Genomic DNA, 16,598 nt, shown 5'->3' with positions numbered 1-16,598 from the left:
CTGGCCCCGCTCGTCCCCCGGTCTTCGCCCCGGTCAGGCCGGTGGCATCGGCCAGTCGTCCAGCGAGCCGCCGCGCCATTCGACGAGCCGGGGGTCGTCCAGCGCAATGTCCTCGGCCGGACCGGCGACACCCGCGCGGCGGAGGAATTCGGCGACATCGCCACGGCCGTGGGCCAGGCCCACGATCTGCCCACGTACGGTCACCCGCCGGCCACCCGATGGGGTCGGCGGGTGCACGATGACAGGCGGATGCTCGGACATGCATCCAGCGTGCGCCGGGCTTTCTGGTCGCGCACCTCGGCAGCCGCCATGAGCAGCAATCCTTGTCCCTGCAAGCACTCACCAGGCCGGCCGGTGGCCGGGGCCGCGCGGAACCGCTCCACAGCGCCCCGGAACCGGCCTCCCCGACGGAACCATGAGGCCGACCGTGAACAACCCCCTGGACTCAGCCGAGTTCTCCCGGGACCCGTATCCGCTGCTCGCCGCCCTGCGGGCGCGCGGCCCGGTACAGCGGGTACCTACGGACAACGGCCGTACGACCTGGGTCGTCACCGGATGGGCGGAGGCCAGAGCGGCGCTGGCGGATGCCCGGCTGTCGAAGGACACCGCCCGCTACTTCGCCGACCGGCCCGGCAACCGCCGGCTGGCCCCCGCCGTGAGCCGCACCATGCTCGCCACCGACCCGCCGGACCACGGCCGGCTGCGGAGGCTGGCGATGAAGGCGTTCACTCCGGCGGCGGTGGCACGGCTGGAGCCCCGTATCCGTGCGATCGCGGAGGAACTGGCCGACGCACTGGCCGCGCGCGGGCAGGCGGACCTCGTCGAGGGGTTCGCCGAGCCACTGCCGATCACGGTGATCAGCGAACTGCTGGGGGTGCCGGAGCCGGACCGTGCGGCGGTCCGGCGCTGGTCCCATGACCTGTTCGCCGCGGCGGACCCGGACGCCGTGGACCGCGCGTCGCACGCCCTCAGCGACTATATGACGCGGCTGATCGCGGCCCGGCGCGAACACCTGGGGGACGACGTCCTCAGCGGCCTGATCGCCGCCCGGGACGAGGCCGACCGGCTGTCCGAAGCCGAACTCGTCTCCCTGGCCGTGCTGTTGGTGGTCGCGGGTCACGAGACCACCACCCATCTCATCGGCAACGGCATGGTGGCGTTGCTCCAGGACGACGCGCTCCGCTCCCGTCTCCGGGCCGATCCCGGTCTGCTCCCCGCCGCGGTCGAGGAATTCCTGCGCTACGACTCCCCGATCACGCTCGCGACCTTCCGCTTCGCCACCAAAACCTTCGACCTCGGCGGCGCCCGGATCAGCGCGGGAGAGGTGGTGCTGGTGTCCCTGGGAGCCGCCAATCGCGATCCCGCACGGTTCGTCGCGCCGGACGAGGTACGCCTCGACCGTCACCGCCGTACGGAGCGAACGGAGCCGGCGGAGGCAACAAAGGCATGGGACGCGGACGCTCCCGCCTCTCCGGACCGTCCCCGCCGCCCCCGCTCCCCGGAGGGAATCCCGGGCCCCGACCGCCCGGGCGGTCATCTCTCGTTCGGACACGGCCCGCACCACTGCCTCGGTGCGCCGCTGGCCCGCCTCGAGGCCCGCATCGCCTTCGAGGTGCTGCTGACGCGTTTCCCGGGAATCCGGCCGGCGGTGGACGGTTGGGACGCACTGGAGTGGCGTCACACCCGCCTGATGCACGGGCCGGCCGGCCTCCCGGTGGTCCTCGGCCCGTGACGGCGGACCGGCGCCGTGACCGCGCTGCGGCAGTCACGGCGCCGCCGGTCATGACACCGGTGCGCGGCGGGCGGGGTCAGACCTTGAGCTGCTTGCGTCAGACCTTGAGCGGCTTGATCGCGGTGGGCGCATGGCCCGGCTCGGTGGCGATGTCCTCCCACTCCTGGACACTGGCGAGGTCGCTGCCGCTCATCGAGATGTTGGTGATCCGCTCGAGGATCGCCTCGACCACGACCGGGACGCGGTGCTCGGCGGCCAGCTTCTTGGCCTCCTCGAAGGCGGCGCCCAACTCGCTCGGGTCGGTGACGCGGAGGGCCTTGCAGCCCAGGCCCTCGACGACCTTGACGTGGTCCACGCCGTAGACGCCCAGCTCGGGGGCGTTGATGTTCTCGAACTCCAGGTTGACCTGGAAGTTGATGTCGAGGTTGCGCTGGGCCTGGCGGATCAGGCCCAGGTACGCGTTGTTCACCAGGACATGCACGTAGGGGATCCTGTGCTGGGCGCCGACGGCCAGCTCTTCGAGCATGAACTGGAAGTCGTAGTCGCCGGAGAGGGCGACGACCGGCGTCTTTGGGTCGGCGGTGGCCACGCCCAGCGCGGCCGGGATGGTCCAGCCGAGCGGGCCGGCCTGGCCGCAGTTGATCCAGTGGCGCGGCTTGTAGACGTGCAGCATCTGCGCACCGGCGATCTGGGAGAGGCCGATGGTGGTGACGTAGCGGGTCTCCGGGCCGAAGGCCTTGTTCATCTCCTCGTAGACGCGTTGCGGCTTCATCGGGATGTCGTCGAAGTGCGTACGGCGCTGCAACCGGGCCTTGCGCACCTGGGTGGCGGCGGCCCAGTCGGAGCGGTCGGGCAGCGCGCCCGCGTCCTTGAGTTCGCGCGCGACCTCGACGAACAGCTCCAGCGCGGCCTTGGCGTCCGAGGCGATGCCGTAGTCCGGGGCGAAGATCTTGCCGATCTGGGTCGGCTCGATGTCGACGTGGACGAACGTCCGGCCCTGGGTGTAGACGTCGAGCTTGCCGGTGTGGCGGTTGGCCCAGCGGTTGCCGATCCCCAGGACGAAGTCGGACTCCAGGAAGTTCGCGTTGCCGTAGCGGTGCGAGGTCTGCAGGCCGACCATCCCGGCGTTGAGCTCGTGGTCGTCGGCGAGGATTCCCCAGCCCATCAGGGTGGGAACGACCGGGATGCCGGTCAGTTCGGCGAACTCGACCAGCAGCTCGGAGGCGTCGGCGTTGATGATGCCGCCACCGGCGACGATCAGCGGCCGCTGCGACCCGCCCAGGAGCGCGAGGGCCTTCTCGGCCTGGGCGCGGGTCGCGGCCGGCTTGAAGGGCGGCAGCGGCTCGTACGTCTCGGGGTCGAAGTCGATCTCCGTCAGCTGCACATCGACCGGCAGGTCGATCAGGACCGGGCCGGGCCGCCCGGAGCGCATCAGGTGGAAGGCCTGCTGGAAGACACCCGGGACCTGCGCGGCCGCCATGACCGTGGTGGCGGCCTTGGTGACCGGTGCGGCGATCGCGGCGATGTCGACGGCCTGGAAGTCCTCCTTCTGGATCACCGCGGTCGGCGCCTGGCCGGTGATGCACAGGATCGGGATCGAGTCACCGGTCGCGGAGTAGAGGCCGGTGATCATGTCTGTGCCGGCCGGGCCGGAGGTGCCGATGCAGACGCCGATGTTGCCCGGGTGGGTGCGGGTGTACCCCTCGGCCATGTGCGAGGCGCCCTCGACATGGCGGGCCAGCGTGTGATCGATCCCGCCGGCGCCCTGGAGCGCCGCGTAGAAGGGGTTGATCGCGGCACCCGGCACTCCGAAGGCGTGGCTCACGCCCTCCCGCTTGAGGATCTCCACCGCGGCACGAGCGGCTGTCATTCGAGGCATCGAGTACTCCTGCGTCGACCTGTCACGGGCAAGCTCCAGCGAAGGGCCGGAGGGACGTAATTCCGCATCATGGAATTAATATTTTGCTTTATGGAAGGAAAGTAGAGTGCGGCGACCCACCCGTCAAGGGGAGGCCGGACCTCCGGCGCGGAGGCCGGCGGTGCGGCACAGGTGGGGCGGGTGCACGGTGGCGCACCACCACGGAGGCACGGGCAGCCACTGCGGGCGGCGGACGGGAGGCAGGGGGCAGCCATACGACCAGCGGCCGTACGACGCGACACGACGGAGCCCCACCACAACTCCCTTGCGGTGGGGCCCCCTTACCGGACGCATGATTACCACTTACGGCAACCAGCCCATTGTTCGCACCCTCGGGCGCCGTCATTCAGCGAGGGCGACGGCCGCGGCACGGGGAAGCAATGCGCCGTTGCCTGCCGAGAACCGCGGCGACGTTATAGGTTTCGCCAACTCAAGGCATGACACTCGCCTGCCGCCGGCAACGACGCCGACATCCGCACCGATGACGACAAACCAGCCCTCACCCACTGGTTGAAGGTTGCATGAGCGCTTTTCGGCGCCCCGCGGCCAGGCCCTCCGCGTACACCGGCCGCCGTCATGCGCGCCGCATGCCGCCCGGGCGCACCCTGGCTCCTGCCCCGCCCCGGCGCATCCTCGGCGCACCACCGACGTATCCCCGTTCACCCCCGCCCCCCCGAGCTGATCCCCCGGAATCTCCCGTAACCGCATTTTGACGCCCGGAAGAAACGGCACGCGAAAAGCCCCGCCCGAAACCGGACGGGGCCCACACGAAAGAAAACTCCGCGCGCGCCATGGCACGCACACCTCAGCGGATCGGCATTCCCGAAACCGTCCGGGCGATCACCAGTCGCTGGATTTCACTGGTGCCCTCGAAAATCGTATAAATGGCCGCGTCGCGATGCATCCGCTCGACCGGGTATTCGCGGGTGAAACCGTTGCCGCCGAGGATCTGTACGGCCTGGGCGGTGACCTTTTTGGCGACCTCGCTGGCAAAGAGCTTGGACATGGAGCCCTCGGCGGAGGTGAACGGCTTACCGGTCACCGCCATCCAGGAAGCGCGCCAGACCAACAGACGGGCGGCGTCGATCTGGGTGCGCATATCGGCGAGCTGGAAGGCCACGCCCTGGTTGTCGATGATCGGGCGGCCGAACTGGGAGCGGGTCTTGGCATACTCCAGGGCCTCTTCGTAGGCCGCACGGGCGGTGCCGACCGCCATCGCGCCGACGGCGGGGCGGGAGGCCTCAAAGGTGGCCATGGCGGCGTTCTTCACGCGCTCGCCACCACTCCTGGCCTTCTCGCGGGCACGGGCGAGACGTTCGTCCAGCTTCTCCTTGCCGCCGAGCAGGCAGTGGCCGGGGACCCGGACGTCCTCCAGGACGACCTCGGCGGTGTGCGAGGCACGGATGCCGTGCTTCTTGAACTTCTGCCCCTGGGAGAGACCAGGGGTGTCCGGGGGGACGATGAAGGACGCGTGACCCTTGGAGCCGAGGCCGGGGTCCACGGCCGCGACGACGACATGGACGTTGGCGATGCCTCCGTTGGTGGCCCACGTCTTGGTGCCGCTCAGCACCCACTCGTCCTTGGCCTCGTCGTAGACCGCGCGGGTGCGCATCGCGGCGACGTCCGAGCCGGCGTCCGGTTCCGACGAGCAGAAGGCCGCGACCTTCACGTCGTCGACGTCTCCGTACATCTGCGGGATCCAGGTACCGATCTGCTCCTCGGTGCCGTTCGCGAGCACCCCGACGGCAGCGAGTCCGGTGCCCACGATCGACAGGCCGATACCGGCGTCCCCCCAGAACAGCTCCTCCATGGACATGGGGATACCGAGGCCGGTGGGGTCGAAGAATTGCTGGGCGTAGAAGTCCAGCGAGTACAGACCGATCTTGGCGGCTTCCTGGATGACCGGCCAGGGGGTCTCCTCGCGCTCGTCCCATTCGGCGGCGGCGGGGCGCATGACGTCCGCGGCGAAGCCGTGAACCCAGTCACGGACTTCCTTCTGCTCGTCGTTGAGCTCCATGGTGAACTCGGCCATGTCCCCTCCACTGCTGCCTGGCATTACTGTTGTTACTAGCGGTAACCCGCAGTGTGTTACTCACCAGTAGGAGATGTCAACTCCCCTGAGAACGAATTCACCGTGGAGATCGGGTGTTACGTTGCGCGAGCGCCACGGATTCACAAGGGTGGGGAGCACGACCATGGAAAGCACCGAGCACAGCGGCCGCCAGCAGACGGCGACCGAGCGCAGACGGCGGGAGCTGCTGGAGGCCGCCGAGCGCATCGTGCTGCGCGACGGCCCGGACGCATCGATGAACGCCATCGCCGCCGAGGCCGGCATCACCAAGCCGATCCTCTACCGGCACTTCGGCGACAAGGGTGGTCTGTACCGCGCCCTCGCCGTACGGCACACCGACGCCTTGCTGGCCAATCTGGCGACCGCGCTGGACGCACCCGTCCTGCGCCGGGACCGGGTCGAGGCCACCCTCGACGCCTACCTGCTCGCGATCGAGGCCCGGCCGCAGGTGTACCGCTTCCTGATGCACCCGTCGGACGAGGACAACGCGTCGGAGTCCGGCTTCGACGTCGGACGGCACTCCGCACCGCTGCTGCGCCGGCTCGGCGAGGAGCTGGCCAAGGTGATCACAGACCGGCTCGACCTGGGACCGGGCGGCGAGCTGCGGGCACGCGTATGGGGCCACGGCATCGTCGGCATGATGCACGGGGCGGGCGACTGGTGGCTGCGCGAACGCCCTTGTTCACGCGAGCAGTTGGTCACCCAGCTGGCCGATCTGCTCTGGGGCCGGCTGGCCGCGGTCGAGGACCGCGAGGGCGGCCCCGGCTTCTGAGCCCGGCTTGGGAACCCCGGCTCTTGAGCGCCGGAGGGTGAGACGACGGGAGGCGCCTGGCCGTTCAGCGGCCGGGCGCCTCCGTCGCGGCCCACGGGGCCCTGGCCGCCGCGCGCAGCGCCCGGCGGCGGCGCAGCCCGGTGAGGTGGTCGACGTACAGCCCGCCGTCGAGGTGGTCGCACTCGTGCTGGAGGCAGCGGGCGAAGAAGCCGGTGCCGGTCACGGTCCTGGGCTCACCGGTGACGCCGAACCCGGTCACCACGGTGTGGTCGTGGCGAGGGGTGCCGGCCTCGATGCCGGGCAGCGAGAGACAGCCCTCGGGCCCGCGGATGACCGGGCCGTCGGTCTCGACGAGCCGGGGGTTGACGAGGTGCCCCAGATGGCGGCGGTCCTCGTCGTCGGGGCAGTCGTAGACGAAGACCCGCAGCGGGACGCCGATCTGATTGGCGGCGAGGCCCACACCGTGGGCGGCGTACATCGTCGCGTACATGTCCTCGACCAGCCGGGCCAGCTCGCCGTCGAAGGTGGTGACCTCCCGGCAGGGTGCGGTCAGAGCCGGATCGCCGAGCAGGCGCAGGGGGCGGATCCGGCCGGAGGAGCCGGGGATGGTGCGGTCGGGCATGGGGGTAAGCGTACGGTCCGGCGCGCCCGGGATGTCGCCGGACGGGTGGCGGGGTTCGGGCCCGGCGCCGGATCTCGATAGGCTGATCCCCGACCGAAGCCTCGGCCGGTCATCGGCTGCGGAGGAAGCGTTCCACCGGCAGCCTCAGGGCAGGCGGGCGCCGGATGCAAGGAGGATCAAGGACGATGGCAGGCAACACGGAGCCGCTGTCGCCGCGGGCCAAGCTGGCCGTGACGGCGGGCAAGGCCGCGGCGGCGGTGTCGCGCGCGGCGGGCCGCGGCAGCGGATCGGTGATCGGTGGCCGGGTGGCGCTCAAGCTCGACCCCGACCTGCTGGCGCGGCTGGCACGGCACTTGGACGTCATCCTGGTGTCGGCGACCAACGGCAAGACGACCACGACGCGACTGATCGCGGAGGCTCTGCGGGCCAGTGGGCCGGTGGTCTCCAACGCGCTCGGCGCCAACATGCCGGCGGGTATCACCTCCGCGCTGGCCGGTGGATCGGACGCCAAGTACGGCGTCATCGAGGTGGACGAGAAGTACCTCGCCGGTGTGGCACGCGATGTGACACCGAAGGCCATAGCGCTGCTGAACCTCTCGCGCGACCAGCTCGACCGCGCCGCGGAGACCCGGATGCTGGCCGAGCACTGGCGGGAGGGCCTGGCCGGCTCCAAGGCCCTGATCATCGCCAACGCGGACGACCCGCTGATCGTCTGGGCGGCGTCGTCGTCCGCGAACGTGGTGTGGGTCGCGGCCGGGCAGGAATGGAAGGACGACGCCTGGTCGTGCCCGTCCTGCGGTGGTGTGATGCAGCGGCCGAGCGATGACTGGTTCTGCGCGGAGTGCGGCTTCCGCCGTCCCACGCCCAGCTGGGCTCTCTCCGGCGATCATGTCCTGGACCCGCACGGCAGCGCCTGGCCCATCAAGCTGCAGCTGCCGGGGCGCGCCAACAAGGCGAACGCCACGACGTCCGCCGCGGTGGCCGCCGCCTTCGGGGTGCCGCCGCAGGTGGCCCTGGAGCGGATGTTCTCGGTGCAGGCGGTGGCCGGGCGCTATGACGTGGTCACGTTCATGGAGCGGGAGCTGCGGCTGCTGCTGGCGAAGAACCCGGCCGGCTGGCTGGAGACGTTCTCGCTGATCGACCCGCCGCCGACCCCGGTCATCATGTCGGTGAACGCCCGCGGCGCGGACGGCACGGACACCTCCTGGCTGTGGGACGTCGACTACACCCGGCTCGCCGGGCACCCGATCTTCGTACTCGGCGACCGCAAGCTGGACCTGGCGGTGCGCCTGGAGGTCGCGGGGCTGGACTTCCACGTGTGCGAAAGCCTCGACGAGGCGGTGGGGATGGCGCCGCCCGGACGGATCGAGGTCATCGCCAACTACACGGCCTTCCAGGACCTGCGCCGGCGCGTGGGCAACTGAATGCGGTCCACCGACGTGAGGGACAAGGACGAGCGAGCATGAGTGACAACAGCCTGCGCCTGGTGTGGATCTACCCGGACCTGCTGAGCACGTACGGCGACCAGGGCAACGCCCTGGTGGTGGAGCGGCGGGCGCGCCAGCGCGGCCTGGACGTCCAGCGCCTGGACGTACGGTCCGACCAGCAGATTCCCACCTCCGGCGACATCTACCTGATCGGCGGCGGCGAGGACCGTCCGCAGCGGCTGGCGTCCGAGCGGCTGATCCGCGACGGCGGGCTGAGCCGCGCGGTCTCCAACGGCGCGATCGTCTTCTCGGTCTGTGCCGGGTACCAGATCCTGGGTCATGAATTCATCAACGACCTCGGGGAGCGCCAGGAGGGCCTGGGGCTGCTGGACGTGGTCAGCACCCGCGGCGAGGCCGAGCGCTGCGTCGGCGACGTACTCGCCGACATCGACCCGCAGTTGGGGCTGCCGCCGCTGACCGGCTTCGAGAACCACCAGGGCGTGACGCACCTGGGCAAGACCGCCCGGCCGTTCGCCAAGGTGCGGTTCGGCAAGGGCAACGGCGTCGGCGACGGCTACGAGGGCGCGTGGAACGACACCGTCTTCGGGACGTACATGCACGGCCCGGTGATGGCACGCAATCCGCACATCGCCGACCTGCTGATCAAGCTGGCGCTGGACGTCAATGCGCTGCCGCCGGTCGAGGACCGCTGGTACGAGGCGCTGCGTCAGGAGCGGATCGCCGCGGCGACCCAGCCTGCCTGATACCGCTTCCGCCTGGTGCGGACGGTTCGCCGCTATGTCATGCATGCCGGAATTGAACCCTTTTCGTGCGCCCGCAGTCCCGCACTGCGGGCGCACGTGTGCCCGGTGGCCCCGCACTTGTAGGGTGAGCGGAATCCAACCGGACGACGGGGTCCGGGCCCCCGGTTGAGTTGCAGAGGGTTTTTCGAGCAATGCGTATTGGTGTACTCACCTCCGGCGGCGACTGCCCCGGTCTGAACGCCGTCATCCGCTCCGTCGTCCACCGCGCCACCGCCGATCACGGCGATGAGGTGATCGGCTTCCGTGACGGCTGGAAGGGCCTGCTGGAGGGCGATTACCGCAAGCTCGACCTCGACGCCGTCGGCGGCATCCTGGCGCGCGGCGGCACCATCCTGGGGTCCTCGCGGGTGCAGCCCGCCCATCTGCGCGACGGCGTCGAGCGGGCCCGCGGCCACGTCGCCGAGCTGGGCCTGGACGCGATCATCCCGATCGGCGGCGAGGGCACGCTGAAGGCGGCGCGGCTGCTGTCGGACGCCGGGCTGCCGATCGTCGGCGTACCGAAGACCATCGACAACGACATCGCCGTCACGGATGTCACGTTCGGCTTCGACACCGCGGTGGGGGTCGCCACCGAGGCGCTGGACCGGCTCAAGACCACCGCCGAGTCGCATCAGCGGGTGATGATCGTCGAGGTGATGGGGCGGCACACCGGCTGGATCGCGCTGCACTCCGGCATGGCGGCCGGTGCGCACGCGATCGTGGTGCCGGAGCGGCCCTTCGACATCGACGAGCTGACCGCGCGGGTCGCCGAGCGGTTCGAGGCCGGCAAGAAGTTCGCGATCGTGGTCGTCGCCGAGGGTGCCAAGCCGCGCGAGGGCACCATGTCCTTCGACATCGGCGGCAAGGACATCTACGGCCACGAGCGGTTCGCCGGTGTCGCCCGGCAGCTCTCCGTGGAGCTGGAGAACCGCCTCGGCAAGGAGGCCCGTCCGGTGATCCTCGGGCACGTCCAGCGCGGCGGCACTCCGACCGCGTACGACCGGGTGCTCGCCACCCGCTTCGGCTGGCACGCCGTCGAGGCCGCGCACCGCGGCGACTTCGGGATGATGACGGCGCTGCGCGGCACCGACATCACGCTGGTGCCGCTGGCCGAGGCCGTGGAAACGCTCAAGACCGTGCCCGCGGAGCGCTACGACGAGGCCGAGTGCGTGCTGTGACTCCGCTGATCCCAGCGCGTTAGCTCCGTGCGGCGCGAACCGCCCCCGGCCACTGGCACCGATATGCGGCCCTGCCGCGTGGTGTGACCGGGGGCGGTTCTAGTCTTGTCGCCGGAGCATTGGTACGAATCAGGAGCGAGCGGATGGATCACAGCGGGCACGGCATGGACGGCATGAACATGGATCTGCCGCCGTTCACGCTGTCGCGGGGCCTGGAGTTCGGTGGTGATCCGTTCTTCCTCGTCGGCTGTCTGCTGGGACTCGGCCTGTACGGCTGGGCGGTGGTCCGGCTGCGGCGGCGGGGGGATGCCTGGTCGGTGGGCCGGACCGCCGCCTGGGCCCTGGGCGTGGTGACGGTGGCCCTGGTGATGTGCACCAAGCTCAACGACTACGGCATGGCGATGTTCAGCGTGCACATGGTCCAGCACATGGTCATCAGCATGCTCTCGCCGATCCTGCTGCTGCTCGGGGCGCCGGTGACGCTGACCCTGCGCGCGCTGCCGGCCGCCGGGCGCGGCCGCAAGGGACCGCGCGAGCTGCTGGTGGCGCTGCTGCAGAGCCGCTACCTGCGGATCATCACGCACCCGGCGTTCACCATCCCGCTGTTCATCGCGAGTCTCTACGCGCTCTACTTCTCGCCGCTGTTCGACTTCCTGATGGAGTCCCGGGCCGGGCACATCGCGATGATGGTGCACTTCCTCGCGGTCGGCCTGGTGTTCTTCTGGCCGATCATGGGCGTCGACCCGGGGCCGCACCGGCCGGGCCATGTGATGCGGATTCTGGAGCTGTTCGCGGGCATGCCGTTCCATGCCTTCTTCGGTATCGCCCTGATGATGGCCAGCGAGCCGATGGTCGACACCTTCCTGCACCCGCCGTCCTCGCTGGGGATCGAAGCGCTCTCCGACCAGTCGGCGGCCGGCGGTATCGCCTGGGCCTTCAGCGAGATCCCGTCCGTGGTGGTGCTGATCGCCCTGGTCTTCCAGTGGCACAAGTCCGAGGAGCGTCAGTCGCGGCGCGCGGACCGGGCCGCCGACCGCAACGGCGACAAGGATCTGGCGGAGTACAACGCCTACCTCGCCTCGCTCCACGCACGGAGCCGATGACGCGCACCGCTCTGGCGGTACGGGCCGCGGCCGGGGACGATGGTCCCATGGCCGCGGCCCGCGGCATGAGTGCCCGGGGCCGACGTGAGGAGGTTGCGGGTATGCCCGGATCTGCTAGGACGATGGCCGTGTGCACGGTGGGCGGGCTGGTGGTGGCGACCGCCTACACCGTGGCGATGGGTGCCAATGGCTGGCTCTGGTTCTCCTGGGTGGTGCTGGCTCTGGTGACGATCGGGGTGGTGGTGGCACGACCGGTCTGACGGGTGTGGTGGCGGCGCGGCCGGTCCGACGGGTGTGCTGGCGGCGCGGCCGGTCCGACCGGCGTGGTGACGCACGGGGCGCCGGTTCGAGCCGGTCGGTGCGGGGAGGCGCGGGCGCAGCACCTCGGAAGCGTCAGAAGCGGAACAACGGCCCGGTCGCGGCGTCCATCGTGCAGGCGTTGGGGAAATCCTTGTGCCAGTTCACCGGGACGCCGCGCCAGGTGCCGATCGCGGTGGCGGTCATCGGGTCGTACTCCCTGGTGCAGGCCTGCGGGTGGCCGGGCAGTGCGTCCAGGTTCCCGCGCGCCCAGGTCAGCGCGTCGCAGGCGGCGGCCGCGTGCGGATGTCTGCCGTGGACGTCCGGGCAGTTGAGCCGTACCCCCCGGCTCCAGGTGTTGCCGGCCCCGGACACCGTCAGCAGCAGGCCCTGATCGCCGGCCGGCAGCTCATCGGCGTGCGCCGGACCTGCGGAGAGCGTGCCGAGCAGGGCGGAAGACAGGGCGGCGAGCGCGGACACGCCCACGGTCAGGGTGGTCCGGAGGGATCGGCGTCTTGGGCTCACGGGCATCGATGTCTCCTGGGAAGCTCGGTGGGATCGCTGCGGGAGCCTGACGGCGACGCGACGACGCGTGGCGCCCGGCGGCCCCAGGCCACCTCGCCGGGCCGCGGCGGGCAAGCGGCCACGCCGCGAGGTCGCCCGTACGGACCTTCGATTGCCGCCCCTGGAGACAAGGGCGGCCGGCAGCGGAGGAGGCGGCTCCACTGCCGGCCGCCCGGACCGGGGTTACCCCACACGCTCGATCCGTGCGTTGCGGATCAGGAACTTCCCCTCCTCACGCACCTGCTCGAAGGCTGCGTTGTTGAGGAGGGCACAGCTGCCCGAGGCCGACGTCACGGAGACCGTCGTCGACTTGTTGTTGTCCAGGTTGGTCACCTTCAGTTTGGTCCCGACGGGGAACTGGTCACTGGATGCCGCCGGGGCGCCGCTCTCGCCGGAGAGGGTCACCGTCGAGCCCTTGCAGACCACATCGCCGTCGGCGGCCGGCGGGTCGTCCGAGGCCGGCGGAGCGGCGGAAGCGGAGGCGTCACCGGAGGCGGACGGGTCCGCCGACCCCTGTGGTGCCTCGGAGGCGGGCGGGGCGTTGGAGGCGGGCGGCTCATTGCCCGTCGGCGGAGCGCCCGCGGCGTCGTCCCCGCCCTGCCCGGCCGAGCAGCCGGCGGCTTTCTGCTTGACCTGGATCTCCTTGATCACGGCCTCGCGGTTGGCGATTCTTGCCGCCGACTGGGCGTCCGGGTTCGCCTTCTGGTCGGCGATGAACTTCTCGTTGTTGCTCAGGGCGGTGGCCAGTCCGTCGCACGCCACGGAGGCCTGGCTGGTGCCGGCGGTGGCGATGGCGATGCCGCCGACCAGCGCGGCGGCACTGACGCCGATGACGATCTTCTGACGCGTGCCGACTCTCTTCTTCCGGGACATCTCTGACTCCTGTCCTCGGCCTGGACCCTGGGTTCAGGCTCGGTCTCCGGTCGATACGGCGAGTCAACCCCGATGCATTCAAGGGGAGTTCAAAGTTGTCCGCGGATGCCAAAGCGGGTACCGAAGGGACCTGCGAGCCTGCGAGGATGTCCCGGTGCGCGTGCTGATGCCGGTTCCCGACCGCGATTTCGATGCCACCGAGGTGGCGGTGCCCTGGCGACTGCTCACCGATGCCGGCCACCGGGTCGTCTTCGCCACCGAACAGGCCGGTACCCGCCCCGCATGCGATCCGCGGCTGCTGACCGGCGTCCTGTTCGGACAGCTCGGCGCCGCGGAAGAGCCCCGGCGCTTCTACGAAGAGCTCACCCGGAGCGAGGAGTTCACCGCGACCCTCGGCTGGGCGGAGCTGGCCCCGGAGGAGTACGACGGGCTGATCCTGCCGGGCGGGCACGCACCGGGCATGCGGCAGTACCTGGGCTCGGAGGTGCTGCGGCGGCAAGTCGGCAGGTTCTGGGCGCTGGACCGACCGGTCGGGGCGATCTGCCACGGTGTGCTGGTACTGGCCCGGACACAGGAGGCGTCCACCGGCCGCAGCCTGCTGGCGGACCGGCGGACGACCTGTCTGCCCAAGTACATGGAGCGGTCGGCATATCTGGCCACCGCATGGCGGCTGGGCCGCTATTACCGCACCTATCCGGCGTATGTACAGGACGAGGTCAGGGCCGCACTGACCGGCCCGGACGCCCGCTTCGAGCGGGGGCCCAGGGTACTTGCCGCACGGGGCACCGCGACCGACGACTCCGCTGCGTTCGTCGTCCAGGACGGGCGCTATCTCTCGGCGCGCTGGCCGGGGGACGCCTACCTCTTCGGACGCCGGTTCTGTGCGCTCCTGGAAGCCGGTGAGCGCTGAGGCGTCGGCTGCGGCGGCGGCCCGTCGGCCGTCCTGGGCAGCGTGCCGCCGGCTCAGCCGGGTCCCCGCTGTCAGCACCTGCTCGGCCTGACAACCTCCGGTGCCTCCCAGGGGAGGTGGTCGCCGGCGCGGGGCGGCAGCATCGGCAGGGCGCCGCGCTCCGGCCACCAGGCACCAGGCACCAGGCACCAGGCACCGGAAAGGAGACAGCATCGATCCGGCCGAAGGTGGTTATCGGCGACGATACTTGTCCATAAACTCACTGGCCGTCCCCGGGCGCTCCGTGTGGCCTGGAACGATGTAGCCGCCCGGGTAAGCCGACCAAAGGGGAGCTGTCCTGTGCTCTACCAGGTGCTGAAGTACCTGCTTCTGGGGCCGTTGCTGCGGCTGGTGTTCCGGCCGAGGATCGAGGGGCTGGCTCATGTGCCGGAGGAGGGCGCGGCGATCATCGCGGGCAATCATCTGTCGTTCGCCGATCACTTCGTGATGCCGGCGATCGTGCCGCGCCGGGTGACGTTCCTGGCCAAGGCCGAGTACTTCACCGGACCCGGTCTGAAGGGGCGGCTGACCGCGGCGTTCTTCCGGGGCGTCGGGCAGATTCCGGTGGACCGGTCCGGGGGCCGTGCCTCGCAGGCGGCGATCTCTTCGGGGCTCTCCGTGCTGCGCAAGGGCCGGCTGCTGGGCATCTACCCGGAGGGCACCCGCTCGCACGACGGCCGGCTCTACAAGGGGCGTACCGGCGTCGCCTCGATGGCCATCAAGGCCGGGGTGCCGGTGGTGCCGTGCGCGATGATCGGCACCTTCGAGGCCCAGCCGACGGGCCGGCGGCTGCCGCGCATCATGCGGATCACCATCCGCTTCGGCGCACCGCTGGACTTCTCGCGCTATGCGGGGCTGGAGGACGAACGCCTGGCGCTGCGTGCCGTCACCGACGAGATCATGTACGCGATCCTCACCCTGTCCGGCCAGGAGTACGTGGACACCTACGCGGGCGAGGCCAAGGCCGCGGCGCAGGCGCGGGGGCGGGCGCACGGACGGCGGGGGCGCGGCAAGGGGCCCGTGGGCTGAACGGAGGGCCAGGTCCCGGGCGTTCCCCTTGCGCCGAGGGCGAACCGTACTACTGCCGCCCGCTGACGCTCCGTAGGGTCCGGTCATGACTTCAGGCAGCGCAGTGGTGATCGGGGCGAGCGGGCAGATCGGGCGGGCGGCGGTGCGGGCCCTGGCACGGGACGGCTGGGAGGTGCGGGCCGCGTCCCGGCGCGGCGGGCGCGACGACTCCTGGCCCGAGGAGGTCCGCTCGGTGGCGGTGGACCGGGAGGACGACGCGGCGCTGGCCGGGCTGATCGGCGACGGCTGTGACGTGCTGCTGGACTGTGTGGCGTACGGGGCCGCGCACGCACAGCAGTTGAGCGCGTTGGCGGACCGGATCGGTTCGGCGGTGGTGATCTCCAGCGGCTCGGTGTACGCGGACGACCAAGGGCGCGGCTTCGCCACCATGGGCGAGCCGGACGGCGCGCCGGCCTATCCGCTGCCCGTCCCGGAGTCCCAGCCGACCGTGCCCCCCGGCGACGAGGACTACTGCACCCGCAAGGTGGCCCTGGAGCAGGCGTTGCTGGCACAGGGCGAGAGGCTGCCGGTGACCCTGCTGCGGGCCGGCGCCATTCACGGGCCGTACAGTCCCCTGCCCCGTGAGCTCTGCTTCGTCAAGCGGGTCCTGGACGGGCGCCGGGTGCGGGTGCTCGCGTACGGCGGCAGCAGCTTCCACCCCGTGCACGTGGACAACCTCGCGGAACTGGTGCGGCTGGCGGCTCGCCGGCCGGGCAGCAGGGTGCTCAACGCGGGGGATCCGCAGGCGCCGACGGTCGCCGGGATCTCGGCGGCGGTGGATGCCGTGATGGGTGCGCCACGGAGCGAGGTCGTGGCGGTGGACGGTGCCCCGCCCTCGTCCGGTGTCGGCGTTACCCCGTGGTCGAGCCCGCACCCCATCGTCTACGACATGGCGGCGGCGGAGCGCGAGTTGGGCTACCACGCGGTGACGACGTACGAGGAGTCGCTGCCGGAGACGGTGCGATGGCTGACCGACCGGGTCAAGGGGCGCGACTGGTGGGAGGTGTTCCCGATGATGGCCGGCGTCTACCCGGACGAGAAGCTGTTCGGCTATGCGGCCGAGGACCGCTGGCTGGCGGAGCGGGGCCGGCAGGGCTGAGGACGGCGGCGGGCCGGCGGCGAGCGGCAGGCGGGCAGGCAGAGCGGCAGGCGGGCAGGCAGGCGGCGAAATCCGATCGCGTGGCGCGCCACCGGTCCTTACCTTGATCACCATGAAGAATC

Annotated in this window: 16 protein-coding genes; 10 read left to right on the top strand and 6 right to left on the bottom strand. The window is 70.9% G+C overall.

All coding sequences use genetic code 11. The annotated features are described in order from the left end of the window. Positions 1-33: 33 nt before the first annotated feature. A complete protein-coding gene (locus tag CFW40_RS33510; protein WP_086717821.1) occupies positions 34-261 on the bottom strand; it encodes a hypothetical protein in 228 nt (75 codons plus the stop codon). Between the two features lie 154 nt (positions 262-415). On the opposite strand from CFW40_RS33510, the gene CFW40_RS33505 reads away from it, so the two are divergent. Beyond that, positions 416-1,732: a cytochrome P450 gene (locus CFW40_RS33505; RefSeq protein WP_143034512.1), complete on the top strand. Its 1,317-nt coding sequence runs from the start codon at positions 416-418 to the stop codon at positions 1,730-1,732. 97 nt (positions 1,733-1,829) lie between these two features. Here CFW40_RS33505 and gcl read toward each other — a convergent pair whose 3' ends face one another. Continuing rightward, positions 1,830-3,611, bottom strand: coding sequence for a glyoxylate carboligase (gene gcl, locus CFW40_RS33500; RefSeq protein WP_088801484.1), 1,782 nt, complete (start codon positions 3,609-3,611; stop codon positions 1,830-1,832). A gap of 844 nt (positions 3,612-4,455) precedes the next feature. Continuing rightward, on the bottom strand, positions 4,456-5,682 hold the full coding sequence (locus CFW40_RS33495; protein WP_088801483.1) for an acyl-CoA dehydrogenase family protein: 1,227 nt from the start codon (positions 5,680-5,682) through the stop codon (positions 4,456-4,458). 163 nt (positions 5,683-5,845) lie between these two features. On the opposite strand from CFW40_RS33495, the gene CFW40_RS33490 reads away from it, so the two are divergent. Then, positions 5,846-6,493 (top strand): TetR family transcriptional regulator, encoded by a 648-nt coding sequence (locus tag CFW40_RS33490; RefSeq protein WP_088801482.1) that lies wholly within the window; start codon positions 5,846-5,848, stop codon positions 6,491-6,493. Positions 6,494-6,557: 64 nt separating this feature from the next. Here the strand turns inward: CFW40_RS33490 and def are convergent, their stop codons facing one another. Continuing rightward, a complete protein-coding gene (gene def, locus CFW40_RS33485) occupies positions 6,558-7,115 on the bottom strand; it encodes a peptide deformylase (protein ID WP_088801481.1) in 558 nt (185 codons plus the stop codon). A 185-nt stretch (positions 7,116-7,300) separates the two neighbouring features. Here def and CFW40_RS33480 point away from each other — a divergent pair, with 185 nt between their 5' ends. The 5 genes from CFW40_RS33480 to CFW40_RS37380 all read left to right on the top strand — a co-directional run bounded on the left by CFW40_RS33480 (position 7,301) and on the right by CFW40_RS37380 (position 11,886). Then, positions 7,301-8,539 (top strand): MurT ligase domain-containing protein, encoded by a 1,239-nt coding sequence (locus tag CFW40_RS33480; RefSeq protein ID WP_086716723.1) that lies wholly within the window; start codon positions 7,301-7,303, stop codon positions 8,537-8,539. 38 nt (positions 8,540-8,577) lie between these two features. Then, positions 8,578-9,306: a type 1 glutamine amidotransferase gene (locus CFW40_RS33475; protein ID WP_086716724.1), complete on the top strand. Its 729-nt coding sequence runs from the start codon at positions 8,578-8,580 to the stop codon at positions 9,304-9,306. A gap of 191 nt (positions 9,307-9,497) precedes the next feature. Further along, positions 9,498-10,523 (top strand): 6-phosphofructokinase, encoded by a 1,026-nt coding sequence (locus CFW40_RS33470; RefSeq protein ID WP_088801480.1) that lies wholly within the window; start codon positions 9,498-9,500, stop codon positions 10,521-10,523. Positions 10,524-10,666: 143 nt separating this feature from the next. Beyond that, positions 10,667-11,626, top strand: coding sequence for a cytochrome c oxidase assembly protein (locus CFW40_RS33465; protein ID WP_088801479.1), 960 nt, complete (start codon positions 10,667-10,669; stop codon positions 11,624-11,626). Between the two features lie 101 nt (positions 11,627-11,727). Continuing rightward, positions 11,728-11,886: a hypothetical protein gene (locus CFW40_RS37380; protein WP_164993118.1), complete on the top strand. Its 159-nt coding sequence runs from the start codon at positions 11,728-11,730 to the stop codon at positions 11,884-11,886. Positions 11,887-12,019: 133 nt separating this feature from the next. Here CFW40_RS37380 and CFW40_RS33455 read toward each other — a convergent pair whose 3' ends face one another. After that, positions 12,020-12,454: an SSI family serine proteinase inhibitor gene (locus CFW40_RS33455; RefSeq protein WP_088801477.1), complete on the bottom strand. Its 435-nt coding sequence runs from the start codon at positions 12,452-12,454 to the stop codon at positions 12,020-12,022. A gap of 216 nt (positions 12,455-12,670) precedes the next feature. Beyond that, entirely contained in the window at positions 12,671-13,360 is a 690-nt protein-coding gene (locus tag CFW40_RS33450; RefSeq protein WP_088801476.1) for a hypothetical protein, read from the bottom strand. A 154-nt stretch (positions 13,361-13,514) separates the two neighbouring features. Between CFW40_RS33450 and CFW40_RS33445 the strand changes: the two genes are divergently transcribed. The 3 genes from CFW40_RS33445 to CFW40_RS33435 all read left to right on the top strand — a co-directional run bounded on the left by CFW40_RS33445 (position 13,515) and on the right by CFW40_RS33435 (position 16,476). Further along, the gene (locus CFW40_RS33445) at positions 13,515-14,270 is read left to right on the top strand and encodes a type 1 glutamine amidotransferase domain-containing protein (protein WP_088801475.1); all 756 of its coding nucleotides are present in this window, start codon (positions 13,515-13,517) and stop codon (positions 14,268-14,270) included. Positions 14,271-14,609: 339 nt separating this feature from the next. Next, positions 14,610-15,338 (top strand): 1-acyl-sn-glycerol-3-phosphate acyltransferase, encoded by a 729-nt coding sequence (locus CFW40_RS33440; RefSeq protein ID WP_088801474.1) that lies wholly within the window; start codon positions 14,610-14,612, stop codon positions 15,336-15,338. A gap of 85 nt (positions 15,339-15,423) precedes the next feature. Then, complete coding sequence (locus CFW40_RS33435) at positions 15,424-16,476, top strand: NAD(P)-dependent oxidoreductase (protein WP_176956298.1); 1,053 nt, start codon at positions 15,424-15,426, stop codon at positions 16,474-16,476. Positions 16,477-16,598 lie beyond the last annotated feature (122 nt).

This window comes from Streptomyces sp. 2114.4, assembly GCF_900187385.1.
Taxonomy (GTDB): Bacteria; Actinomycetota; Actinomycetes; order Streptomycetales; family Streptomycetaceae; genus Streptomyces; species Streptomyces mooreae.
This window is presented reverse-complemented; position numbering and strand designations above follow the sequence as displayed.

Excerpts from the sequence above, each read along its gene's own strand:
- CFW40_RS33510 (WP_086717821.1), bottom strand. The coding sequence starts at position 261 with ATGTCCGAGCATCCGCCTGTCATCGTGCACCCGCCGACCCCATCGGGT.
- CFW40_RS33490 (WP_088801482.1), top strand. The coding sequence starts at position 5,846 with ATGGAAAGCACCGAGCACAGCGGCCGCCAGCAGACGGCGACCGAGCGC.
- CFW40_RS33475 (WP_086716724.1), top strand. The coding sequence starts at position 8,578 with ATGAGTGACAACAGCCTGCGCCTGGTGTGGATCTACCCGGACCTGCTG.
- CFW40_RS33435 (WP_176956298.1), top strand. The coding sequence starts at position 15,424 with ATGACTTCAGGCAGCGCAGTGGTGATCGGGGCGAGCGGGCAGATCGGG.
- CFW40_RS33450 (WP_088801476.1), bottom strand. The coding sequence starts at position 13,360 with ATGTCCCGGAAGAAGAGAGTCGGCACGCGTCAGAAGATCGTCATCGGC.
- CFW40_RS33455 (WP_088801477.1), bottom strand. The coding sequence starts at position 12,454 with ATGCCCGTGAGCCCAAGACGCCGATCCCTCCGGACCACCCTGACCGTG.
- CFW40_RS33465 (WP_088801479.1), top strand. The coding sequence starts at position 10,667 with ATGGATCACAGCGGGCACGGCATGGACGGCATGAACATGGATCTGCCG.
- CFW40_RS33470 (WP_088801480.1), top strand. The coding sequence starts at position 9,498 with ATGCGTATTGGTGTACTCACCTCCGGCGGCGACTGCCCCGGTCTGAAC.
- CFW40_RS37380 (WP_164993118.1), top strand. The coding sequence starts at position 11,728 with ATGCCCGGATCTGCTAGGACGATGGCCGTGTGCACGGTGGGCGGGCTG.
- CFW40_RS33505 (WP_143034512.1), top strand. The coding sequence starts at position 416 with ATGAGGCCGACCGTGAACAACCCCCTGGACTCAGCCGAGTTCTCCCGG.
- def (WP_088801481.1), bottom strand. The coding sequence starts at position 7,115 with ATGCCCGACCGCACCATCCCCGGCTCCTCCGGCCGGATCCGCCCCCTG.
- CFW40_RS33480 (WP_086716723.1), top strand. The coding sequence starts at position 7,301 with ATGGCAGGCAACACGGAGCCGCTGTCGCCGCGGGCCAAGCTGGCCGTG.
- CFW40_RS33495 (WP_088801483.1), bottom strand. The coding sequence starts at position 5,682 with ATGGCCGAGTTCACCATGGAGCTCAACGACGAGCAGAAGGAAGTCCGT.
- gcl (WP_088801484.1), bottom strand. The coding sequence starts at position 3,611 with ATGCCTCGAATGACAGCCGCTCGTGCCGCGGTGGAGATCCTCAAGCGG.